The organism is Flavobacterium sedimenticola (genome assembly GCF_030053345.1).
In the GTDB taxonomy this organism is placed as follows: Bacteria; Bacteroidota; Bacteroidia; order Flavobacteriales; family Flavobacteriaceae; genus Flavobacterium; species Flavobacterium sedimenticola.
On sequence record NZ_JASGBP010000001.1, the window covers coordinates 396,646 to 420,450 of the forward strand.

The 23,805-nt window shown below is 39.4% G+C and carries 26 protein-coding genes; 23 read left to right on the plus strand and 3 right to left on the minus strand.

The annotated features are described in order from the left end of the window. The first annotated feature begins 79 nt into the window (after window positions 1–79). Entirely contained in the window at window positions 80–1,354 is a 1,275-nt protein-coding gene (gene purD / locus QHT84_RS01710; RefSeq protein WP_283237809.1) for a phosphoribosylamine--glycine ligase, read from the plus strand. On the opposite strand, the gene QHT84_RS01715 is transcribed toward purD, so the two are convergent. Continuing rightward, window positions 1,346–1,576: a DUF6341 family protein gene (locus QHT84_RS01715; RefSeq protein ID WP_283237810.1), complete on the minus strand. Its 231-nt coding sequence runs from the start codon at window positions 1,574–1,576 to the stop codon at window positions 1,346–1,348. The genes purD and QHT84_RS01715 overlap by 9 nt on opposite strands. 46 nt (window positions 1,577–1,622) lie before the next feature. Between QHT84_RS01715 and QHT84_RS01720 the strand changes: the two genes are divergently transcribed. After that, window positions 1,623–2,552: a DUF6427 family protein gene (locus tag QHT84_RS01720; RefSeq protein ID WP_283237811.1), complete on the plus strand. Its 930-nt coding sequence runs from the start codon at window positions 1,623–1,625 to the stop codon at window positions 2,550–2,552. On the opposite strand, the gene upp is transcribed toward QHT84_RS01720, so the two are convergent. Continuing rightward, window positions 2,547–3,200, minus strand: coding sequence for a uracil phosphoribosyltransferase (upp, locus tag QHT84_RS01725; protein WP_283237812.1), 654 nt, complete (start codon window positions 3,198–3,200; stop codon window positions 2,547–2,549). The two genes, QHT84_RS01720 and upp, sit on opposite strands and share 6 nt — an antisense overlap. A 100-nt stretch (window positions 3,201–3,300) precedes the next feature. Between upp and QHT84_RS01730 the strand changes: the two genes are divergently transcribed. Together QHT84_RS01730 and QHT84_RS01735 are read left to right on the plus strand one after the other, a co-directional pair. Then, window positions 3,301–3,906 carry a DUF4254 domain-containing protein gene (locus tag QHT84_RS01730; protein ID WP_283237813.1) on the plus strand — a complete coding sequence of 202 codons (606 nt, stop codon included), beginning with the start codon at window positions 3,301–3,303 and terminating at the stop codon, window positions 3,904–3,906. Window positions 3,907–4,049: 143 nt separating this feature from the next. Then, on the plus strand, window positions 4,050–5,051 hold the full coding sequence (locus QHT84_RS01735; RefSeq protein WP_283238302.1) for a glycosyltransferase family 9 protein: 1,002 nt from the start codon (window positions 4,050–4,052) through the stop codon (window positions 5,049–5,051). Between the two features lie 27 nt (window positions 5,052–5,078). Here QHT84_RS01735 and QHT84_RS01740 read toward each other — a convergent pair whose 3' ends face one another. Next, entirely contained in the window at window positions 5,079–6,134 is a 1,056-nt protein-coding gene (locus QHT84_RS01740) for a ferredoxin--NADP reductase (RefSeq protein WP_283237814.1), read from the minus strand. Window positions 6,135–6,250: 116 nt separating this feature from the next. Here QHT84_RS01740 and QHT84_RS01745 point away from each other — a divergent pair, with 116 nt between their 5' ends. The 19 genes from QHT84_RS01745 (at window position 6,251) to QHT84_RS01835 (ending at window position 23,792) form a co-directional block, all read left to right on the plus strand. Next, window positions 6,251–7,717 (plus strand): DUF5687 family protein, encoded by a 1,467-nt coding sequence (locus QHT84_RS01745; RefSeq protein ID WP_283237815.1) that lies wholly within the window; start codon window positions 6,251–6,253, stop codon window positions 7,715–7,717. 25 nt (window positions 7,718–7,742) lie between these two features. Continuing rightward, on the plus strand, window positions 7,743–8,441 hold the full coding sequence (locus QHT84_RS01750) for an ABC transporter ATP-binding protein (RefSeq protein WP_283237816.1): 699 nt from the start codon (window positions 7,743–7,745) through the stop codon (window positions 8,439–8,441). Window positions 8,442–8,530: 89 nt separating this feature from the next. Continuing rightward, window positions 8,531–11,371 (plus strand): type IX secretion system periplasmic lipoprotein PorW/SprE, encoded by a 2,841-nt coding sequence (gene porW / locus QHT84_RS01755; RefSeq protein WP_283237817.1) that lies wholly within the window; start codon window positions 8,531–8,533, stop codon window positions 11,369–11,371. Between the two features lie 11 nt (window positions 11,372–11,382). After that, on the plus strand, window positions 11,383–11,787 hold the full coding sequence (locus QHT84_RS01760) for a bactofilin family protein (protein ID WP_283237818.1): 405 nt from the start codon (window positions 11,383–11,385) through the stop codon (window positions 11,785–11,787). Continuing rightward, the gene (locus tag QHT84_RS01765) at window positions 11,756–11,989 is read left to right on the plus strand and encodes an AtpZ/AtpI family protein (protein ID WP_283237819.1); all 234 of its coding nucleotides are present in this window, start codon (window positions 11,756–11,758) and stop codon (window positions 11,987–11,989) included. Before QHT84_RS01760 ends, QHT84_RS01765 begins: the two co-directional genes overlap by 32 nt. Before the next feature lies 1 nt (window position 11,990). Further along, complete coding sequence (locus QHT84_RS01770) at window positions 11,991–12,389, plus strand: hypothetical protein (RefSeq protein ID WP_283237820.1); 399 nt, start codon at window positions 11,991–11,993, stop codon at window positions 12,387–12,389. A gap of 116 nt (window positions 12,390–12,505) precedes the next feature. Then, window positions 12,506–13,696, plus strand: a complete 1,191-nt coding sequence (gene atpB, locus QHT84_RS01775; protein ID WP_283237821.1) for a F0F1 ATP synthase subunit A — start codon at window positions 12,506–12,508, stop codon at window positions 13,694–13,696. A gap of 32 nt (window positions 13,697–13,728) precedes the next feature. Continuing rightward, the gene (gene atpE / locus QHT84_RS01780; RefSeq protein WP_283237822.1) at window positions 13,729–13,923 is read left to right on the plus strand and encodes an ATP synthase F0 subunit C; all 195 of its coding nucleotides are present in this window, start codon (window positions 13,729–13,731) and stop codon (window positions 13,921–13,923) included. 80 nt (window positions 13,924–14,003) lie between these two features. Next, window positions 14,004–14,504 (plus strand): F0F1 ATP synthase subunit B, encoded by a 501-nt coding sequence (locus tag QHT84_RS01785; protein ID WP_283237823.1) that lies wholly within the window; start codon window positions 14,004–14,006, stop codon window positions 14,502–14,504. Beyond that, window positions 14,504–15,037: an ATP synthase F1 subunit delta gene (gene atpH, locus QHT84_RS01790; RefSeq protein ID WP_283238303.1), complete on the plus strand. Its 534-nt coding sequence runs from the start codon at window positions 14,504–14,506 to the stop codon at window positions 15,035–15,037. The genes QHT84_RS01785 and atpH overlap by 1 nt, the downstream gene beginning before the upstream one ends. 3 nt (window positions 15,038–15,040) lie before the next feature. Then, entirely contained in the window at window positions 15,041–15,544 is a 504-nt protein-coding gene (locus QHT84_RS01795) for a hypothetical protein (protein WP_283237824.1), read from the plus strand. Between the two features lie 12 nt (window positions 15,545–15,556). Further along, window positions 15,557–17,134 (plus strand): F0F1 ATP synthase subunit alpha, encoded by a 1,578-nt coding sequence (gene atpA / locus QHT84_RS01800; protein ID WP_283237825.1) that lies wholly within the window; start codon window positions 15,557–15,559, stop codon window positions 17,132–17,134. Between the two features lie 90 nt (window positions 17,135–17,224). After that, a complete protein-coding gene (gene atpG / locus QHT84_RS01805; RefSeq protein WP_283237826.1) occupies window positions 17,225–18,082 on the plus strand; it encodes an ATP synthase F1 subunit gamma in 858 nt (285 codons plus the stop codon). A gap of 74 nt (window positions 18,083–18,156) precedes the next feature. Further along, entirely contained in the window at window positions 18,157–18,594 is a 438-nt protein-coding gene (locus QHT84_RS01810; RefSeq protein ID WP_283237827.1) for a GNAT family N-acetyltransferase, read from the plus strand. A 42-nt stretch (window positions 18,595–18,636) separates the two neighbouring features. Continuing rightward, window positions 18,637–20,100 (plus strand): lipopolysaccharide biosynthesis protein, encoded by a 1,464-nt coding sequence (locus QHT84_RS01815; RefSeq protein ID WP_283237828.1) that lies wholly within the window; start codon window positions 18,637–18,639, stop codon window positions 20,098–20,100. 1 nt (window position 20,101) lies between these two features. Continuing rightward, entirely contained in the window at window positions 20,102–20,536 is a 435-nt protein-coding gene (gene dut, locus QHT84_RS01820) for a dUTP diphosphatase (RefSeq protein ID WP_283237829.1), read from the plus strand. 105 nt (window positions 20,537–20,641) lie between these two features. Further along, window positions 20,642–21,652, plus strand: coding sequence for a sugar phosphate nucleotidyltransferase (locus tag QHT84_RS01825; RefSeq protein ID WP_283237830.1), 1,011 nt, complete (start codon window positions 20,642–20,644; stop codon window positions 21,650–21,652). 5 nt (window positions 21,653–21,657) lie between these two features. Further along, window positions 21,658–23,010, plus strand: a complete 1,353-nt coding sequence (locus tag QHT84_RS01830; protein ID WP_283237831.1) for a tetratricopeptide repeat protein — start codon at window positions 21,658–21,660, stop codon at window positions 23,008–23,010. Continuing rightward, window positions 23,010–23,792 carry a DUF4292 domain-containing protein gene (locus tag QHT84_RS01835; protein WP_283237832.1) on the plus strand — a complete coding sequence of 261 codons (783 nt, stop codon included), beginning with the start codon at window positions 23,010–23,012 and terminating at the stop codon, window positions 23,790–23,792. Before QHT84_RS01830 ends, QHT84_RS01835 begins: the two co-directional genes overlap by 1 nt. The last annotated feature ends 13 nt before the right edge of the window (window positions 23,793–23,805 follow it).

Here is a 23,805-nt window from a genome sequence, read left to right on the forward strand (position 1 = left end):
ACTAAATTAGTAAAAAACAGACAATAAAAAAAGAATACTTGTATTTTTGCATACTTTTTTAACACAACACAACAACAACATGACCGTTTTACTTTTAGGCTCCGGAGGAAGGGAGCATGCATTTGCCTATAAAATTGTACAAAGTTCGCTATGCCATAAACTTTTCGTAGCTCCCGGAAACGCGGGAACGAACCAAATCGCAACCAATATCAACATCAATCCTCTTGATTTTCAAGGCGTAAAAGAGTTTGTCTTAGCAAGTCAGGTAACTATGGTTGTTGTCGGGCCCGAAGATCCGCTCGTGCATGGGATTTATGATTTTTTCAAAAATGATGCTCAGCTTAAAGATATTCCGGTAATCGGACCGTCAAAAACAGGAGCGGAATTAGAAGGCAGCAAAGAATTCGCCAAACAGTTTTTAGTAAAACACAACATACCCACAGCAGCCTATGATAGTTTTACGGCAGAAACCGTTGAGAAAGGCTGTGCTTTTTTGGAAACACTGCAGCCTCCATACGTACTTAAGGCTGACGGTTTAGCTGCCGGAAAAGGTGTTTTGATTATTCATGACTTGCACGAGGCGCAAACCGAATTACGGAATATGCTCCTTCACGCTAAGTTTGGTACCGCCAGTTCCAAAGTTGTAATTGAAGAATTTTTAGCAGGTATTGAGTTGAGTTGTTTTGTCCTAACGGACGGGAAAAACTACAAAATGTTACCTACCGCAAAAGATTACAAAAGAATAGGAGAAGGAGATACCGGACTTAATACCGGTGGAATGGGCGCTGTATCACCGGTGCCGTTTGCGGATGCAGTTTTATTGGAAAAAATTGAAACCCGAATTGTAAAACCTACCGTGGAAGGATTACAAAAAGACCACATTGATTATAAAGGGTTTATTTTTATTGGGCTGATTATTGTTAAAGGTGAGCCTATGGTTATAGAATATAATGTCAGAATGGGCGATCCTGAAACTGAGGTGGTTTTGCCGCGAATTCAAACCGATATTTTACAGCTTTTCTCAGCCGTAGCTAGTCAAGAACTAGATCAGGTTTCACTTCAAATTGATACCAGAACTGCTGCTACCATCATGGTAGTTTCCGGTGGTTATCCGGAAGATTACAGCAAAGGGCATGCTATTTCGGGATTGGAAAATGTGACAGATTCTATCGTTTTTCACGCCGGCACAAAGTCAGACGAAGGCAAAGTAATTACCAACGGCGGAAGAGTTATAGCCGTTACTTCTTTTGGGGACAACTACGCAGAAGCCATAAAAAAATCTTACCAAAATATAGCAAAACTACATTTTGATAAGATGTATTTCAGAAAAGATATCGGTTTCGACTTAACTTAAAAACGAGTGAGCCGTAGTATCTTGATTTTCTTCGTTGTTGTCTTGATGCTTTTTCAACTCTTGGCACCAGTAAACAATATATTTGCAACAAACCAGGATTAAAACCCAACTTACAATGTTGGCCAACCACCAGTTGCTTAGCTCTAAAGTACGTAACCAATCGAAAGGTTTGAATAAAAAATCTACAAATAAAGTTTGAATACCTTCAAAAAATGCTTTCATGGTATGAATGTGTTATATTTACCCCACAAATGTATAAAATATACTTATGATAACAAGTATTTTTAAAAAATCGAGCATTGTAAATTATGCCTTGGTAGTCATTTTGTTGTTGGGGTGTTTTTTTATGTACCACGCCGGCATCGAACCGGTGAGCACAAGCGCTAACGGATTTACACACAAGCTTTTGTTAATCAGTGTTTTAATAGGCTCCCTTTTTCTGGTTAATTTTATTGTCAAAAAAAACGGTCTGACGAAAGACAGCAGTTATGCGATTTTATTTTTTCTGTTGTTTTTGATGCTTTTCCCCTCGGTTTTTGACAATACAAAGCTTCTTTTGGCTGATTTTTTTCTGCTCTTGGCCATGCGCAGACTCATTTCACTGCAAACTTTAAAATCGCCGAAAGAAAAAATATTTGATGCTTCTATGTGGATATTTATCGCCGGTTTATTTCACTTTTGGTGTATTCTTTTCATCCTGCTGGTCTATATTTCTATCATTTTTCACGTCTCACGTGATTTCAGAAATTGGCTCTTACCATTTGTGGCTTTTGTGGCTACCGCAGTGGTTTTTGTACTGGTGGCTTTAGTCATGAATCCTGCTTGGATAAACGGTTTGGTGCAACAAACCCAGATGAATTTCGAACTGAATTATTTTACCAATAATTATCAGAATGCCGCCTTGTCTTTCTTTGTGGTTGTAGCGCTTTATTTTTTGTTCTCGATGGTATTTTCATTAACCAACAGACCCCTAATTTTACAAGCTTCTTATAAAAAAATGATCTTTGGTTTTATCATTGGTATTGCGGTTTTTGCGCTTTCGGCCAAAAAAGACAATGCCATGCTGTTGTTTACCTTTTTCCCGTTAGCGGAAATGGCTACCAATAACATAGAGTATTCCCATAACAAGATGTATCAGGAAATTGTAGCATTGTTACTAATCGCTGGGAGTTTTACAGCTTTTTTTGCCCAACTATAATTTGCTGCCGTAAGCCAAGTCGCCGGCATCGCCCAAACCGGGTACGATATAATTTTTTTCGTTGAGTTTATCGTCCAAAGCGGCTACCCATAAATGGCAATTGTCCGGCAGGTTTTTTTCCAAATAATCAATGCCTTCGGGAGCAGCAATGACCACCGCAATGTGAATTTCTTTGGGTTTTTGTTCCAAATGTAATTTGTGCAATACCGCCACTATCGATTGTCCGGTGGCCAACATGGGATCAATTAAAATCAGATTTTTATTTTCAAATGAGGGCGCGGCTTGGTATTCCACTAAAATATCAAACTTGTCATCGTTGTCATAATGATGGCGATAGGCCGATACAAAACCGTTTTCGGCATTGTCAAAAATAGTCATAAAACCGGTGTGTAATGCCAATCCGGCACGTAGTATAGAACACAAAACTACAGTATCGGCTATAGTCGTAGTGTGCTTAATGCCTAAAGGGGTTTGTACATCTATGTTTTTATATGCTAATGTTTTACTCAGCTCATAGGCCATAATTTCGCCAATGCGCTCTATGTTTTTGCGAAAACGCATGCTGTCTTTTTGAATGGTAACATCGCGAATTTGGGCCAAAAAATGGTTCAAAATACTATTCTGCTCTGAAATGTAATGAATGTGCATGGACGACAAAATTTTGTATGTTGCGGTAAAAGTATAAAAACTATCTTTGCACTCAAGACCTTGAGGTCGAATAGTATCAAATAAAATAAAAACCAGCGTTATGTTTTCACAATTTGCGTTTCCGATTTTTGAGCAAAGTATTAAAGATTATCACGTTATTGATGATGTGTATCAACCCACCTTAAATCCTTACACCAAAGGAAGTATTGAAGCTTTGCTTTATGCCAAAAATTGGGTAGACACAGTGCAATGGCATTACGAAGACATTATTCGCGATCCGCAAATCGACCCGGTAGCGGCTTTAGATTTGAAGCGAAAAATTGACGCTTCCAACCAAGTTCGTACCGATATGGTAGAGTATATCGACAGTTATTTTTTGCAGAAATATAAAGATGTTGCCGTAAAACCTAACGCGAAAATCAATACCGAAAGTCCGGCTTGGGCTATCGACCGTCTGTCGATTTTAGCCTTAAAAATTTACCACATGAGCGAAGAGGCTAATCGTGCCGAAGCGACTGCGGAACATCGCGCGAAATGTCAGGATAAATTGAACGTATTGTTAGATCAAAAAAACGATATGTTTATTTCCATCAACGATTTGTTGACCGATATTGAAAACGGTGACAAGTACATGAAAGTGTACAAACAAATGAAAATGTACAACGACGAGGAATTGAATCCGGTGTTGTATCAGAATAAGAAATAATTCAGTAGGTCATTTCAACGAAGGAGAAATCAAATTAGGGCATCAGAACGATGAGATTTTTCCCGTAAGGCCAAAATGACCATTTAAATATCGTTTTCTTGTCAAAATCTATCACACATATAGCCGTCATTCGATTATCAGCCATGGGCGATGTCGCAATGACGGTTCCTGTTATTAGAGCTTTTGTTCAGCAAAATCAGGGCGTCAAAATCACGGTCGTATCAAGACCTTTTTTTAAGCCTTTTTTCGATGACATTCCCAACGTGAACTTTTTTGCGGTTGATGTCAAAGGAAGACACAAAGGCACCATGGGCTTGTTTGCCTTATACGCCGATTTAAAAAAGCTAAAAATTGATGCTGTGGCCGATTTGCACAATGTGTTGCGCTCCATTGTAATTCGCAATTTATTTGCGCTGAGCGGAAAGAAGATCGCGTATACCGACAAAGGCAGAGCCGATAAAAAAGCCTTAACACGTGCCGAAAATAAAATCTTCGCACCGGTAAAACCGATGATTGATCGCCATGTGGACACTTTTAAAAATCTCGGTTTTTTTGTTGATGTAACCAATCCTGTTTTTCCTGAAAAGGCCCAATTATCGGCTGATATTATCCGGGTTTCAGGAGAAAAAGAAAAGCAGCATTGGATTGGCATTGCGCCATTTGCACAGTATGATTTCAAAGTGTATCCGCTCGATTTAATGCAAAAAGTAATCGACGACTTAGCCTCAAATCCACATAGTAAACTCTTTCTTTTCGGTGGCGGAAAAGAAGAAACCGAAAAACTAAATCGGTTGTCACAAGGAAAGCAACATGTAATTGTGGTAGCCGGGAAACTTTCTTTCAAGCAAGAATTAGATTTGATTTCAAACCTTGATGTCATGCTTTCCATGGATTCCGGAAACGCGCACATTGCGGCCATGTTAGGGGTAAAAGTCGTTACACTTTGGGGCGCTACGCATCCGTATGCCGGATTTAAACCGTTCCACCAACCTTTTGACAACTGTTTGACAGCCGACCGAGAAAAATACCCGCTTTTACCCACATCGGTCTATGGTAATAAGAATGTTCCGGGTTACGAAGATGCCATGCGAACCATTCCGGTTGCGAAAGTAGTAAACAGGATTCAGTCGCAGTTAACCCTCTGAACACTATAAACGGCGACGGAAAACGAGTTACACGTCATCAAAATCCACGTAAATTTCAGCCGAAGTCGGATGCGCCTGACAGGTAAGAATCAATCCTTCCGCTACTTCACTATCGGTTAAAATCGAATTCTTTTTCATCTCGGCCGAACCGTTGGTAATTCGTGCCAAGCAAGAACTGCAAATACCGCCTTGACATGAGTATGGGGCATCGATCCCTTGTTTTAAGGCCGCTTCCAACACCGTTTGTTTTTGCGACATCTCAAAAGTGGTTTCTTCATCGTCTACCAAAATGGTGATTTTGGTATGCCCTTCATGGGAGGCGGCTGCGGTATTTTCGCCGGCTGTTGAGGTAGAAAACAATTCGAACTTGATATTTTTTTCAGCAACATTATGCTCTTTCAATACGGTAGAAACGGTGTTAATCATGTCTTCCGGACCGCACAAGTAGAACTTGTCAAACTCTTTTTCTTTGTGCTTGTTATTCAGTATAAAATTAACCGTCGACTTGTCAATACGACCAAAGAGTTCGTTGTCGATTTTGGCTCGACTATATACAAAATGCACAAAAAAGCGTCCGACATATTTCAATTGTAAGCTATGTAATTCATCGTGAAAGATGGTTTCCTCGGGGGTTTTATTGCCGTATACCAATACAAAGGTGCTTTTCGGTTCGCTTTCTAAAACCGATTTTAAAATAGACATCACCGGAGTGATGCCGCTTCCGGCGGCAAAACCCGCATAATTTTTTTGATTGGAAAAAGAAGGGTCAAAAGTAAACCTTCCTTCGGGTTGACTTACTTCTACAATATCGCCGGCTTTCAAATGATCGTTAGCAAATTTGGAAAACAAGCCGCCTTTCACCGATTTGATAGCAATTCGTAATTCGCCGCTGTTTGGTGACGAACAAATAGAATAGGCTCGGCGAATTTCCTCACCGTCTAAAGTAAGCTTTAAGTTAACATACTGACCGGCTGTAAATTGATAGGCCGATTGTAACTCGGCCGGAATGGTAAAAGCCACCGAAATTGAATTAGGCGTTTCGTGTTTTACTTCTTTGATATGTAATTTGTAAAAGGATGACATAGCTTTTTTTTGCAAAGGTAGAAAAATGAAGATGATTAAGAAAGCAATGAAACTTTGAAAGTGTGTAACATTTTTCTAACTTTAAAAACTAATTCGCAACACCTAAACCACACACTATGCTCAAACACTTTATCCGGCTTGAATGGAAATCCTTTGTTCGTTCGGCTTCCTTCGGCACTAATCTGGCGCTGAAAATAATCATGGGATTGGCAGCCTTGTATTTCATTGCCTGCTTTGCCATTCTGGGAACAGCCGTCTTTTTTATTTTAAAAGACGAAGGAATGGAACCCTTAAGCACCATTAATAAATTTATGATTTATTATGTGCTTTTTGATTTGATTATTCGCTATTTCTTGCAAAAAATGCCGGTGACCAATATCAAACCGTTACTGTTGTTACCTATCAATCGTAGTACTATTGTTCACTACTCGTTGGGAAAAACCGTGATTTCGTTTTTTAATGTGTTGCACGCCTTTTTCTTTGTGCCATTTACCATAGTATTGTTGTACAAAGGCTATGGTTATCAAGCTTTATTGTGGCATATTGGAATGTTGGCACTGATTTACACCAATAATTTTTTGAATGTTTTAATCAATAGTAAAAATATTGTTTTTTATACTGTTTTGGGGCTTTTGGCCGCTTTGGCGACTTCACAATATTATGATGTTTTCGATATCACTCCCTATAGTCAGCTGTTTTTCCAAAACATGTATGATACCTACTATGGTTTCTTGGCTCCGGTTATTTTGGTATCAGCCACGTATTATTTCTCGTTTAACTATTTCAAAAACCGACTGAATTTAGACGACGGATTGGCCAAGAAAAGTGAGGTAGCCAAAACCGAGAACTTTACCTGGTTGGATCAATTTGGTACTTTGGGGACTTTCCTTAAAAATGACATTCGATTGCTCAAACGCAATAAGCGTTCGAGAACTACATTAATCATGAGCTTTATCTTTATTTTTTATGGGTTGTTGTTTTTTACCCAATCGATTGAGGCTTACGACAATCCGTGGATGAAGGTTTTTGCGGGAATTTTTGTGTCGGGCGGATTTTTATTCACGTTCGGTCAATTTGTACCGAGTTGGGACAGTGCCTATTACCAACTCATGATGAGCCAAAACATCCAATACCGAGAGTACATCAGTTCTAAGTGGTGGTTGATGGTTATCGGAACGGTTGTCTCAACTTTGATAGCCTCTTTCTATTTGTATTTTGGATTGCATACATATTTAATCATAGTAGTTGGAGCCATTTTTAATATCGGAGTCAATTCACATTTGGTCATGTTGGGTGGTGCTTTTGTAAAAACGCCTATCGACCTAACTACGTCCAAACAGGCTTTTGGCGACAAACAAGCGTTTAATATGAAAACCATGTTGATTTCCCTACCCAAAATGGTAGTGCCCATGGGGTTATACACCTTAGGGTATTATCTTTTCTCGCCGAATATCGGATTGGTGTTCGTGGCAGTGGCCGGAATATTAGGCTTTGCATTCCGCAATTCTGTTTTCGATAAAATCGAAAAGATTTACAAAACCGAAAAGTACGCGACCATAGCCGCTTACAAACAAAAAAATTAACCCACAACACAAAACTAACGATACCATGATACACGTTCACAATCTTTCCAAAACCTACAATAACGGTGTACGAGTTTTACACATCAATCATCTCGAAATTCCCAAAGGACAAAGCTTTGGTTTGGTAGGCAACAACGGTGCCGGTAAAACCACATTTTTCAGTTTGTTACTCGATTTAATTCAGCCTACCACCGGTCACATCGAAAACAACAATGTGCAAGTCAATACCAGCGAAGCTTGGAAACCGTTTACGGCAGCTTTTATCGATGAAAGTTTTTTGATTGGCTATTTAACGGCCGAAGAGTACTTTTATTTCATAGGCGATTTACGCGGTCAAAACAAAGCCGATGTGGATGCTTTGTTGGCCAAACACGAGGAGTTTTTTAACGGTGAAATCCTCAACAGCAAAAAATACCTGCGCGATTTATCGAAAGGAAACATGAAAAAGGTAGGTATTATTGCGACTTTGATTGGCAATCCCGAAGTTATTATTCTCGATGAACCGTTCGCCAATCTGGACCCAACTACGGTAAACCGGCTCAAAAAAATCATTAAAGAATTAGCCACCGACCCCAACAGAACCATTTTGGTTTCGAGTCACGATTTGGTGCATACCGTTGAGGTTTGTAACCGAATTGTAGCTTTGCATTTAGGCGAAGTGGTAAAAGACATACAAACCTCGCCGGAAACCTTGAAGGAACTGGAAGCATTTTTTGCCGTCTAATCTTTTGCCATATCAAAAAGAAACGTATTTTTACCAGTTAGTTATACTAATTGTAACTAATTCACGTTATAATAAAAATACGTTTCGTTTTGAAAACCAATACTGTTAAATACTTTATTTTCTCGGGATTGTTTGTTTTTTTGGTGGCTTGTTCTACCAAGAAAAACACCTTTCTTTCCCGAAATTCTCACGCACTCAGCACCAAATACAACATACTTTACAATGGAGGAATTGCCTTGGACAAAGGCATTGAAGATGTAAAAAACCAAAATCGCGATAATTTTTGGGAACGATTACCTATCGAAAGAATGCAGGTTTCCGAAGACGCCATTATGCCCGGTGAAAATCGGAATGCCAATTTTGAGCGTGCCGAGACCAAAGCGATAAAATCGATTCAGAAGCATTCCATGAATATTCAGGGTTCTGAAAAAAACCCGCAAATGGACGAAGCACACTTGCTGCTGGGGAAAGCCCGTTATTATGATCAGCGTTTTGTACCGGCTTTGGAAGCTTTTAATTATGTACTTTACAAGTATCCTAAAAGCGATAAAATTTACGAGGTAAAAATTTGGCGCGAAAAAACCAATATGCGTTTGGAAAACGATGCCATTGCGATCAATAATTTAACCAAGCTTCTCAAAGAAATTAAATTCAAAGATCAGATTTTTGCTGATGCGAATGCGGCCTTGGCTCAAGCGTTTCTCAACATGGAAGAGAAAGACAGTGCGGTAGCGAAAATTAAATTGGCTACCGACTTCACCAAATCTAATGAGGAAAAAGCCCGATACCGTTTTATTCTGGCCCAATTGTATGAAGAATTGGGGTACAAAGACAGTGCTTTTGTGAAATATCAAGAGGTTATTGATATGAACCGAAAGTCGGCTCGCCAGTACGTGATTCACGCGCATGCGCGTCAGGCTGCTCAGTTTGATTATGAAAAAGGCGATACCTTGTCGTTCTTGAAAAAATTCAACGATTTATTGGAGGATCGTGAAAACCGACCTTTTTTAGATGTTTTACACCATCAGGTGGCCTTGTTTTACGATAAAAAGAACAATTTTAATCAGGCGAAGAAGCATTACAATTTATCGTTAAGAAAGAAAACGGAAGACTCGTATCTTACCGCTTCCAACTACAGAAATTTGGCCGATATTTATTTCAATACCGCCAAATATGTTACGGCCGGAAAATATTACGACAGTACTTTGGTGCAATTAAAGCCCAGAACAAGAGAATTCAATTTAATCAAAAAGAAAAGAGAGAACCTCGAGGACGTTATTAAGTACGAAGGCATTGCGCAGCGCAACGACAGTATTATTTCATTGTACTCCATGTCGGGCTCCGAAAAAACGGCTTATTTCGAAAAGTATATCGAAAAGCTTAAGAAAGATGAAGAAGCTGCGCAAAAGTTAGCGGAAAAGCAAGCCATCATTAACGAAAATCAAGCCAGAAGTGAAGGTAAGATTGATGTAGAAAGCGGTTCTGTCGGCACCAAAAAAGGGAAAGACAACATTGCCGCAGCCTCTTCCAATGCTCCTAAAGAAAGTACGTTTTACTTTTACAATCCTTCAACCGTGGCTTACGGACAAAAGGAATTCCGCAAAAGTTGGGGCAAAAGAGCGCTTCAAGATAATTGGCGACTGGAAACGAGTACTTCAAAATCGGATAGTAAGGACAAAGAGGAAAGCGAGGAGGAAGACAAAAACAATGACAAAAATACAGCTAAAGTCGACGAACGTTACACGGCCGATTTTTATATCAAACAGCTCCCGACAGCACAAACTGTTATAGACAGTTTGAGCAAAGAGCGTAACTTTGCGTATTATCAATTAGGGGTTATCTACAAGGAAAAATTCAAAGAATACAAACGCGCTGCCGATAAACTGGAGCAATTGTTAAAGAATAATCCGGAAGAGCGATTGGTATTGCCTTCCATGTATAATTTGTATAAAATTTACGAAATCATAGACAAGGCCAAAGCCGAAGGGATGAAGACGCGAATCATTACCTCATTCCCTACCTCGAGATATGCTCAAATTTTGAGCAACACGTCTAATTCAGTAGAGGAGTCGAGTGATTCCCCGAATGTGGTTTACGAACGATTGTACCAAAAATACCAAGAGGGCAATTACAAAGCCGTTTTGATTGCCACAGACAGCGCCATAGAACGTTTTACAGGTGAAGAAATTGTGCCGAAACTAGAATTGCTCAAAGCCAGATTGGCCGGTAAATTATCGGGCTTAGGCGAATACAGTAAAGCCTTAAATTTTGTAGCACTCAATTACCCTAACAGCGAAGAAGGCAAAAGAGCCGAGAAAATGTTAGCTGTTGATATGCCTAAATTGGAAGCCTTACAATTGTCCAGTTTGCCGTCTAAAAACTGGAAGATTTTATACCGTACCAAAGACTTTGAAGATAAAAACACCAAAGTACTGAGAGAAAAGATAGCCAAGTTTATCAAAGACCGCAGTTTGGAAAAACTTACGGTCTCGTTGGATATATATACCATGACCGATAACTTTGTGGTGATTCACGGTATTAATTCTGAAGATTTAGCCTTGGGAATTACGGCCATTTTAAAAGATTATAAAGATTACAAGGTAACGGATGTGCCAATTATAATTTCTACTGAAAACTATACCATTGTTCAGATTAAGAAAAATATTGAGGAGTTCTTAGCCGGGAATTTAACCGACAACCCAACCCAACCAAACTGGGACGGAACCTTGGAAAAAGAACCAACACCGCAACCTCAAAAGCCGGCACAACCTCAGAAACAAGAAAAGGAAAACGCTAAAAATAAAACCCAGGAAAAACCGGCAAACAACAATCCGGTAATGCCAAAAGGTAAAGGGCAAAAAGGAGAAGAAACCACCAATGGAGAATTTGCCTTACCGCCATCACCGCAAATGCCGAAACCGGGAAGATAAAACGAGGAATTATGTTTGAGAAAAGCCAAAAATCATATACCGATTTGTTGGGGAAAACCAACAGAATAGTAGAAGGAACCACCATCACCGGCGATATTGTCTCTCCTGCCGATTTCCGATTGGATGGCCATTTGATTGGTAATTTTCAGTCCAAAGGCAAAATTGTCATTGGTCCTGCCGGAAGCGTTAAGGGCGATATTGTTTGTAAAAACGCCGATATCGAAGGGACATTTGAAGGAAAAATTCAGGTGCATGAAATCCTCAATGTAAAATCAAAATCGCACATCAAAGGCGAAGTGGTTTGCGGTAAACTATCGGTAGAACCGGGAGCCGAATTCAGTGCTACCTGCGTCATGAAACCACATGTGAAAAATCTCCCGAATAATGGACAACCCTCAGAAGAAAAAATCGCGTAACAAGTGGCTGGCACTCATTAGTATTCCCACACAAATGGGAGCCATTGTTTTCTTGTTTGCGTATCTGGGTCGTTGGCTCGACTCGAAGTATCCCAATCCTCATCAAGTTTACGTTAAGATACTCACTTTGGTCGGGGTGGCCATCGCCTTTTACAACATCAACCGCCAATTAAAGGAAATCAACAAATCAGACCAAGAATAACATGAAGTCAGAAAAAGTAAAATCGATTCTTATCATAGCTTTTTTAGGAATAATCGGTTTCGCAGTGCAAAAATTGTTGTTTTATTTTTGGGTTCCGGCCACTTTTGAAGTCGAATTTGTATATGCCGTTCCGCTGGTGTATTTGTTCTTTTTTTGTTTTTCAGCGCTCTTAATTTTAATCTTATACAAAGTCAAGCAAAACCAAATCAACTCGGTAGGATATGTCTTTTTACTACTGACTACTTTAAAGATGGTTGTGGCTTATATGATGGTTAAACCCATATTAGCCGAAACGTTGCCTAAAACAACTACCGAAAAGATGAGCTTTTTTATCGTTTTTATTTACTTTTTGGCAATAGAAACCTATGTAACTATCAGAATTTTAAATAATAAACAATAAAAGGGTTGTAAATTGACAATTCTGCCAAAAAAAATAATTCATATACTTTTTAATATTAATTAATATTGTACTTTTGCACCAAATTTGAGAAATAAAATCTTAGCTAATTATCAGATATGGTGTTTTCAAAAAAACCACTCCAAATTATAATCGCTGCTTTAGTAGCATTTTTACCATTAGTTAGTATTGCAAATCCAACCGGAGACTCTACTCATGTAGCCGCAGAAGTCACACACAAAGCCGCATCAAATTCACATGAGGCTCACGGAGCGGCCGAAAATCTTACGGAAGAGCAAAAAGCAGATTTAGAAAGAAAAGCCTACATCAAGCACCACTTGATGGATTCTCATGATTTTACCCTTTTCACCTATGGTGGGGAAGAGCACCCAACCCATGTTGGTTTTCCTTTACCTGTTATTTTGTGGGATGGAGGATTACACGTTTTCTTATCTTCCAAATTTGAGCACGGAGAAGCCGTTGCCGAATCCAAAGGAAACTATTATAAGATCAATCACCACGATGGTTTAATATACAAAACCGATGCTCAAGGAAACTTTACCGAAGACGAAAAAGGGCATGTAACCAATGCCAAGCCTCTTGATTTCTCGATTACTAAAAACGTATTCATGATTTTGGTAGTTGGCTTACTTTTATTTTTGTTGTTTGCCGGTTTAGGAAAATCATATAAGAAAAACGGTTCTATTGCTAAAGGTGCCGGAAGATTCTTTGAGCCGATTATTTTGTACATTAGAGACGACATTGCCATTCCAAACATTGGCGAGAAGCACTATAAAAAATACATGAGCTTTTTATTAACCATCTTCTTCTTTATTTGGTTCTTAAACATGTTCGGATTAACGCCACTGGGGGTTAACATTACCGGAAACTTGGCGATTACCGCTTCTTTAGCTGTTATTACTTATTTGATTACCACATTTACAGCCAAAAAAGATTATTGGGGCCATATCTTTTGGATGCCGGGTGTACCGGTTCCGATGAAGTTTATTTTGGCGCCAATTGAACTGTTGGGAACCATTATAAAGCCGTTCTCGTTGATGATTCGTTTGTATGCCAATATGGTAGCCGGACACATTGTATTAATGAGTTTGATTGCCTTGATGTACACTTTTAACAGCCCAATCGGAAGCCCTTTATCGTTCTTCTTGGCTTTTGTGTTGTCGTTATTGGAAATCTTGGTAGCCTTGTTGCAAGCTTACATATTTACGATGTTGGCCGCGCTGTATTTCGGAGCCGCTGTTGAAGAACATCACCACGATGAGCACCACCATGAAGCGGCACATCACTAAAATTTGAATGTTTAATTAAATATATATACATTATGGAAATTCCTAAAATTATTGGAGCTGGATTGGTAGTAATCGGAGCGGGTATCGGTATCGGAAAAATCGGTGGTTCAGCTATGGACGCTATTGCTCGTCAACCGGAAGCTACTGGTAAAATCCAAACAGCGATGTTGATTGCTGCGGCTCTTATCGAAGGTATCGGTTTCGCTGCTTTATTTGCAGTAAACTAAAAAAACAAACAAAAGCTATAACGGTTGGTTGTAGCTTTTGTTTACTATTAAACATCATTTAAACTTAAGACATAAATATAATGGAAGAATTATTTGGACAGTTTTCAATAGGTTTGTTTATCATGCAAACGGTATTGTTCGTTGGGCTAATTTTCCTTTTGAAAAAATTTGCGTGGAAACCTATTTTAGATGCGGTTAACGAAAGAGAAGAAGGAATTAAAAATGCATTGCAATCAGCCGAGAACGCTAAGAAAGAAATGCAAAATCTGAAATCGGATAATGAGAAATTATTAGCTGATGCCCGCTTAGAGCGTGATACCATGATGAAAGAAGCTCGTGAAATCAAAGAAAAAATGATTAACGATGCTAAAACAGAAGCCCAGGTAGCCGGTCAAAAAATGATTGAGCAAGCCAAAGCTTCTATCGAGAGTGAGAAAAATGCCGCTATGGCCGAATTGAAAGCTCAGGTTTCTTCTTTGTCGTTAGACATCGCAGAAAAATTATTAAAAGACGAATTATCTAACAAAGAAGCTCAAACCAAATTGGTAGAGAAAATGTTAGGTGATGTAAAATTAAATTAATCGGTATGTCAAGAGCTGCGATTAGATACGCAAAAGCGATATTAGATACGGCGGTTACCTCCGGAAATGCTACCGGGGTAAACAACGATATGTTGTTAATAGTAAGCACGGTTAACGAAAACGCCGAATTGAGCGAATTCTTAGCCAGCCCAATTATTACTTCTGAGGTAAAAATGAATGCTTTGAAAGAAGTTTTTTCAGGAGTACAATCAGAGACCATTTCGTTATTCCGCTTGTTACAAGAAAACAAAAGATTTGAAATATTGGCCACTATTGCTGCTCAGTTCAATGCCTTGTTTGATGAAATGAACGGGGTTGAAAAAGCAACAGTAACCACCGCGTTTCCGATCACGGCCGATTTGGAAGCTAAAGTTTTAGCAAAAGTAGCGACCATTTCCAATAAAAAAGTTTCCATTGAAAACATTGTTGATCCGTCTATTATCGGAGGATTTGTTTTGAGAATCGGTGACAAACAATACAATGCGTCTGTAGCCAACAGATTGCAGGAGCTACGTAGAGAATTTTCAAACTAACAGATGAAAAAGTTCTTACTAGTTATATCTTTAAGCATCGTTTCATTGGGTTTTTCCCAAGAAGTAAAACTCAAAAAAGACCAAGTCTTTGTCGACGATCAACATTGGTTAAATTCGGACGGATGCGGTATGTTTAGTTCTACCTGTAGTTTGACAAATTTATCCGGAGATGAAATTATTTATATGAAGTATATTGAGCTTAAAGGAGTTGAGCCAATTACAAATTATAACAAAACAGGTAACGTTTCTTATACCGAGATTAAATTTTTAGGCTTTAATGTCAGCATAGAATTGCAAGAAACATATAAAAAAATTATTAAAATTTTATATGCTGCCAAAGTGGTTAATCCCGATGGGACATTGGACGAAGAAAAAGTTCAGAAATTAGTGGAGAAATACGGTAATGCTTTTTCAGAAAGATACAATAAGACAACGAACAATACAATTATAATAAACAATAATCAGGAGCCTCAAAGATCTGGGGTTAATATAAACTTAGGAAGATAATACTTAATAATTATGGCAGAAATTAAAGCTGCTGAAATTTCAGCAATATTAAAGAAACAAGTAGAAGGATTTCAATCCGGTGCTACGTTAGAAGAAGTAGGAACTGTTCTTCAGGTAGGTGATGGTATCGCTCGTGTGTACGGGTTATCAAATGCCCAATACGGTGAGTTAGTACAATTCGATAACGGATTGGAAGCTATCGTATTGAACTTGGAAGAAGACAATGTTGGGGTAGTACTTTTAGGACCTTCAACCGGAATCAAAGAAGGTTCAACCGTTAAAAGAACACAACGTATTGCGTCTTTAAAAGTAGGGGAACAAATCGTTGGTCGTGTGGTAAACACTTTGGGAGAGCCAATCGACGGTAAAGGACCAATCGGTGGTGACTTATACGAGATGCCTTTGGAAAGAAAAGCGCCGGGAGTAATCTTCCGTCAGCCGGTAACCGAGCCGTTACAAACCGGTATCAAGTCAATCGACGCCATGATTCCGGTAGGTAGAGGACAACGTGAGTTGGTCATTGGTGACCGTCAAACCGGTAAAACTACGGTTTGTATCGATACTATCTTGAACCAAAAAGAGTTCTACGATGCCGGTCAACCGGTATTTTGTATCTACGTAGCTGTTGGACAAAAAGCCTCAACAGTTGCAGGTATTGCTAAAACATTAGAAGAAAAAGGCGCTATGGCCTATACAGTAATTGTTGCTGCCAACGCTTCTGACCCTGCGCCAATGCAGGTATATGCTCCAATGGCAGGTGCGGCGATAGGTGAGTATTTCCGTGATTCAGGTCGTCCGGCTTTAATCATTTATGATGATTTGTCTAAACAAGCGGTAGCGTATCGTGAGGTGTCTTTGTTGTTGAGAAGACCACCGGGACGTGAGGCGTATCCTGGAGACGTATTCTACTTACACTCTCGTTTGTTAGAAAGAGCGTGTAAAGTAATTGCCGATGACGATATCGCGAAAAACATGAATGATTTACCCGATTCATTAAAACCAATCGTTAAAGGCGGCGGTTCATTAACAGCCTTACCAATTATCGAAACACAAGCGGGTGACGTTTCTGCGTATATTCCAACCAACGTAATTTCGATTACCGACGGTCAAATTTTCTTGGAGTCTGACTTGTTCAACTCAGGGGTTCGTCCGGCGATTAACGTAGGTATCTCGGTATCTCGTGTGGGGGGTAATGCGCAAATCAAATCGATGAAAAAAGTAGCGGGTACGTTAAAATTAGACCAAGCACAATTCCGCGAATTGGAAGCGTTTGCTAAATTCGGTTCCGATTTGGATGCGGCTACGTTGAACGTAATCGAGAAAGGTAGAAGAAACGTTGAAATCTTGAAACAAGCCGTAAACGATCCGTTTACCGTAGAAGATCAGGTAGCGATTATCTATGCCGGGTCTAAAAACTTGTTGCGTAATGTTCCTGTAAACAAAGTAAAAGAATTCGAAAAAGATTATATCGAATACTTAAACAACAAACACAGAGATACGTTGAATGCTTTAAAAGCCGGTAAGTTAGATGACAACATTACCGATGTATTAGAAAAAGCAGCAAAAGAAGTTTCAGCAAAATATAACTAATCAGTATTAAGTATCAAGTATTAAGACGAAAGACTTGAAATACTCAAGAACTAGTCTTAATACTTAATACTAAAATCTTAATACAAAAACATGGCAAACTTAAAGGAAATCCGTAACAGAATTACCTCCGTTCAATCGACGATGCAAATCACATCGGCGATGAAGATGGTTTCTGCCGCAAAGTTGAAAAAGGCACAAGATGCCATTACAGCGATGCGTCCGTATGCCGAAAAATTAACGGAATTATTACAAAGCGTTAGTGCTACCTTAGACGGCGACGCCGGAGGACAATACACGGCACAACGCGAAGTCAATAAGGTCTTGATTGTAGCGATCACATCTAACCGCGGATTGTGCGGTGCTTTCAATACCAACGTGATTAAGCAAGTAAAAACGGTTGCCGAGAGCTATGCCGGAAAACAAGTAGATGTTTTTGCCATCGGTAAAAAAGGAAACGATGTGTTGCGTAAATCCTATTCGGTGGTAGCCAACAGAAGTGATGTGTTTGATACCTTAACGTTCGACAATGTAGCGGAAGTGGCCAACCTACTTACCGATAAATTCGTTAGCGGAGAATACGATAAAATCGAAATCATTTACAACCAATTCAAAAACGCGGCGACTCAGGTAGTACAAACCGAACAGTTCTTGCCTCTAGCGCCTATGGAGTCGGAAGCAGCTTCTGCCGGCGATTATATCTTCGAACCGTCTAAAGAAGAAATTGTGTTGACTTTGATTCCGAAATCATTAAAAACACAATTGTACAAATCGGTGAGAGATTCTTTTGCAGCCGAGCACGGAGCTCGTATGACGGCAATGCACAAAGCAACCGATAATGCAACCGATTTAAGAAACCAATTGAAATTAACGTACAACAAAGCGCGTCAAGCCGCGATTACCGGAGAAATCCTCGAGATTGTTGGTGGTGCGGAAGCCTTGAACGGATAATTTCCACAAAATATTCTTTGAAAAGAGTCAACCTAGGTTGACTCTTTTTTTTTACTTTTAAAAGAAAAAATAAGGTGAACATAAAAGAGCTTACTTCTGTTGCCGAAATGGTTGCGCAACTTCCGATGATGCAGTTGTTGTATCCCGAAATGACTTTGGAACGCTATGAGCAATTCTTGCATCAAATGGTTCCCAAAGCGTACCGGCAAATCGCTGTTTTTGAGGAAAACACCTGTGTAGGGCTAACCGGGTTGTGGTCGGGCACTAAACTCTGGACCGGAAAATACCTCGAAATCGATAATTTTATTGTACATCCCGACTATCGGAAAAAAGGGATTGGGAAACGCATTACCGATTATGTAGCCAAAAAAGCCGAAGAATCAGGATGTACGTGTGTCGTATTAGATGCCTTCACCGCAAACTTCGAAGCGCAACGGTTTTATTACAATCAAGGCTATGTGCCGAGAGGTTTTCATTTTATCAAAACTATTGATGAAAATGGATTTTCGTAAACCAATAAAACCCTATTTTTGTTACACTAACAGAACATCACTTTGAGTTTATATAAAAATCTTTTCAAGCAAACACTCATCTATGGTTTGGCCACGGTGTTGCCAAGGATGATTAGTTTTCTGTTGAATCCGTTGTATGTAGATCGGTTACCCAAACAAGAATTTGCCGATGTATCGATTATATTTGCCTGGTTGGTGTTTTTTAATGTGGTGTTGTCGTATGGCATGGAAACGGCATTCTTTCGTTTTTTTAATGCCGAAGACGATAAAAAACGAGTGGTTTCCACCGCAACGGTCTCGTTGTTTTGGAGTTCGTTAGGGTTTCTTTTTCTGGCGCTTATTTTCAGAAACACCTTATCGGATTGGTCAAATATCAAAGTCGAATACGTCACCTATACGATTTGGATATTGGTCCTAGACGCCTTGGTTATTATTCCTTTTTCCCGACTCAGAGCCACGCAAAGACCGATGGTGTATGCCATGATAAAAATCGGGAATGTAGGGTTAAATATGCTGCTCAATTTGTTCTTTTTGTTGCTCTTGCCCCAAATGGCCGAAGTAGATACCAACGGATTTTTCAGTACCATTTACTATGAAAACTTTCAGGTAGGCTATATCTTTATTGCTAATCTAATCGCCAGCTTGCTAACGTTTCTGGTGCTTTCTCCCGATTATTTAAAAATCAATTGGAAGTTTGATTTTCCGTTGTGGAAACGCATGATAAGTTATGCATTGCCGGTCTTAGTGGCCGGATTAGCCTTTGCCGTTAACGAACATTTTGATAAAATTTTATTGGAAAAACTACACGTATCCAAAGCCGATATCGGAGCGTATTCTGCCTGTTACAAAGTAGGGATGTTTATGGTATTGTTCCGAACTGCCTATACCTTGGGAATTGAACCATTCTTTTTTAGTCATGCCAGCAACGACAAAGCCCAACAAACGTATGCCACGGTTACTAAATATTTTGTGATTTTCGGCTCGTTTATTTGTTTGTTCGTCATCGCTTTTACCGATATTTTAAAAATATTTTTGGTGCCGAATCCGAGTTATTGGGATGCCGATAAAGTAATTCCGTTAATCGTGTTGGCCAATTTCTTTTTGGGGATTTACACCAACTTATCGGTATGGTATAAAATTATTGACAAGACTAAAATCGGCGCTTATATTTCCATTGTGGGAGCTATAGTCACCTTAGCATTGAATTTTATATTGATTCCCCAAATCGGGTACTACGGTTCCGCCATCGCTACCATTGCAGCGTATGGCAGTATGATGATTATTTCCTATCAAATGGGACAAAAACAATATCCGATACCGTACGATATGAATCGAATTTTAGGATATTTGGGATTGTGCATCTTGTTTTCGGGTATTTCTTTTTACATCCCGTTTGTCAGAGAAAGTTATCTTACCAAAATTAGTTTAGTTGTCTTGTTTTTGTATTTCATTTATCACAACGAAAATGAAACATTGACCCGCATTATTAAAAGAAAATCAAATTAAAATGACCATTAAAATCATCAACAAATCGCAACACGATTTGCCCAATTATGAAACTATAGCATCCGCCGGGATGGACTTGCGAGCCAATCTATCCGAGCCGATAGTGCTGAAACCTTTAGAGCGTTGTATTGTAAAAACAGGGTTGTTTATCGAATTGCCCATCGGGTATGAAGCGCAAGTGCGACCGCGTAGTGGTTTAGCTGCTAAAAAAGGAATCACGGTATTAAATTCACCGGGTACGGTTGATGCCGATTATCGTGGGGAAATCGGTGTGATTTTAGTAAATTTATCCGCGGAAGATTTTACCATTGAAAATGGTGAACGAATTGCGCAAATGGTTATCGCCAAACACGAAAGAGCCGAATGGATCGAGGTGGAAGCACTTTCTGAAACATCCCGCGGAGCCGGTGGTTTCGGCAGTACCGGAGTTAAATAAAGCCCCCTAACCCCCGAAGGGGGAATTTAGGATAAATATTAACATTGAAACCTATGACTCTCCGATAGGTTTACCCCTCCTTCCGAGGGGACAGGGGAGGCCGATATGAAAATAATAGTTCCCATGGCCGGTCGTGGCTCACGACTTCGCCCTCATACCTTAACCATTCCAAAACCGTTAATTCCCATAGCCGGAAAACCCATCGTGCACCGATTGGTAGAAGATATTGCCGGCGTTTTGAATCAGCCCATAGACGAAGTCGCTTTTGTAATTCACGAAAGTTTCGGCAAAAAAGTAGAAGAAGATTTGTTGGCCATCGCCCATAAATTAGGCGCTCGCGGCACCATTTACTACCAAAACGAAGCCTTAGGAACCGGTCACGCCATTATGTGTGCTAAAGAATCGTTATCGGGTCCGGCAGTGATTGCCTACGCCGATACCTTAATCCGAGCTGATTTTGATTTGGATACCACTGCCGACAGTGTTATTTGGGTGAAACAGGTTGATAAACCCGAAGCCTTTGGGGTAATTAACCTAAATGACAACAACGAAATTGTAGAATTGGTAGAGAAACCTAAGGAGTTTGTTTCCGATTTAGCGGTTATCGGAATTTATTATTTTAAGGATATCGCCATTTTGAAAAACGAATTGCAATCGGTTTTGGATAACAATATCGTTCACGGGGGTGAATACCAAATTAATGACGGAATCAAACAGATGATGGCAAAAGGCATGAAATTTGTGCCCGGGAAAGTAGACGAGTGGATGGACTGCGGAAACAAAGAGGTTACCGTTGAAACCAATTCAAGAATGCTTGGATTTTTACACAATGACGGTGAAAACTTGGTGTCAGATACCCTGAGACTTGAGAACAGCACCATTATTCCGCCGTGTTTTATAGACGAGGATGTGGCTATTATCAATTCGATTATCGGTCCCAATGTTTCTTTAGGAAAAGGGACTCATGTTACCAATTGTAAAATTCAAAACAGCTTGATCCAAACCCATACCCATCTTAAAAACGCCAAATTAGATAACGCTATGATTGGCAATCATGTTGTTTTTGACGGCGATTTCAAGAGTGTAAGCATCGGCGATTACTCGGTTTTAGAATAATAAATATGAAACGGATACGAAACCTTATCTTATTACTACTCGGAACGGCATGTTTTCCGATAACCTTATTGGCTCAAGAAGAGCCCAATAATGTAGTGGTTATGGATGATGGTTTTCAAGATCATTTTTACGAAGCGCTCAAACAAAAAAGTATTGAGAACTATGATAAAGCCATAGAGTCGTTGGAAAAATGTCAAAAAATTCAACCCGAAAATCCGGTAGTGTATTTTGAATTCGGCAAGAATTATTTGGCGCAAAAAAAATACAAAGACGCTTACGACAACTTCGAGAAGGTAACCCAAATGGATCCCAATAACCGTTGGGCTTGGGTTGGCATGTATGATGTGTGTTACGATACGCACGATTACAATCAGGCCATAGTGATTGTGCAGAAACTAATCGAGTTTAAAGAAGATTACAAAGAAGATTTGACTTCTTTGTACATGAATACCCAACAGTTTGATAAAGCGCTGGAACTCATTAACGAGCTCAACGAAAAGTTCGGGAAGTCAGATAAGCGCGAATTGTACAAAGCCGATATTCTGAAAGACGCTCGTTTTCAATCGGCCGAAAAAAACCATTTGTTGGAACAAATCAAAAAGTTTCCCAAAGAGGAATCCAATTACATCAGCTTGATTTACCTGTACTCGCAAAGCAATCAGGAAGAGAAGGCTATGGAAGTAGCAAAAAAATTAGAGAAAGAAATCCCGACGTCCGATTGGGCTCAAGTCAGTTTATTCAAATTTCACTTGAATAATAACGATGGGGATAATGCCGTAAAAGCGATGAACTTGGTGTTACCGAGTGCAAAAATAGATGCTAAAATCAAACACAGAATACTCAATGAGTTTTTAATTTTCACCAAAAACAACCCGAAATACGAACCCGATTTAGACAAAGCCATTGGCTATTTCGATCAAGACAAAGACGTCAAAGTCGCCAAGGAAATCGGTAAATTTTATTATTCCAAAGCCAATTGGAACAAAGCGGTCAAATATCTTGAGATGCATCTTAAAAACAATTCTGAAGATGTAGAAGCCCAGCAATTGCTACTTCAGGCCCATACCGAGACGATGCAATTTCCGATACTGATTCAAAAAGCAGAAGCACTGATTCAATTGTACCCAACGCAGCCGCAATTTTATTATTATGCCGGCTTAGGATACAATCAAACCGGGAATTTTAAAAAAGCAGCGTCAGTTTTAGAGAATGGTGTGGATTTTGTTATCGATGATGTGGCTTTGGAAATTAATTTTAACATCCAATTGGGCGAAGCGTACAATGGTTTAGGCGATGGCAAAAAGAAAGAAAAATATTTTACCAAAGCCAACGATTTGATTACTAAACAAAAGAAATAATGAAGCATTGGCACCTCATACTATTGGTTGTTTTTTTGGGTTCCTGTAAATCCAAAGCGGTTTTGGCAGATGCCAAAGCCGTTCCGTCTGTTTCTGATACTACGGTGGTCAGTACACAAAAAGTTATCGAAAGCCATTACAGCAATAAAACCGATTTTTCCACGTTATACATTCGATCGAGTGCCAAATATCGCGATGACAAACAGTCTCAGAATGTTTCGGCTGAAATCAGAATTAAGAACGGAGAAAAAATTTTAGTAAGCATCCGCTTTTTGGGAATCACTATGGCCAAAGCGTTAATCACGCCCAAAGAAGTGAAGTATTACGAAAAGATAAACGGAACGTACTTTGAAGGCGACTATGCCTCATTAAGCGAATGGTTGGGTACTGATTTGGATTTTGATAAGATTCAAAACATGTTGGTCGGTCAGCCGATAGACGATCTAACCCAACAGCAATACATCGCCGAGAGAGCCGATACGTTTTACAAGTTGAATGCTGTTGACAAAAACACGGAAAAATCATTCTTTTTTGAGCCCAAAAACTATCGGTTAAAAAAACAGGAAATCGTGCAAACCGAAAAGGAAAGAGCATTTACAGTGCGCTATTCGGATTTTCAGAAATTCACGTCAGCGATTTTACCGGCGGCACTCGAAATAAATGCCATGCAGAAAAAAGGAAAAACAGAGATATCCATCGATTACAATTCGGTTTCGTTTAATGAAGACCTGTCTTTTCCCTACAGTGTTCCCGACGGATACGACCGAATTTTTATAAATTAGAATTGCCAAAACA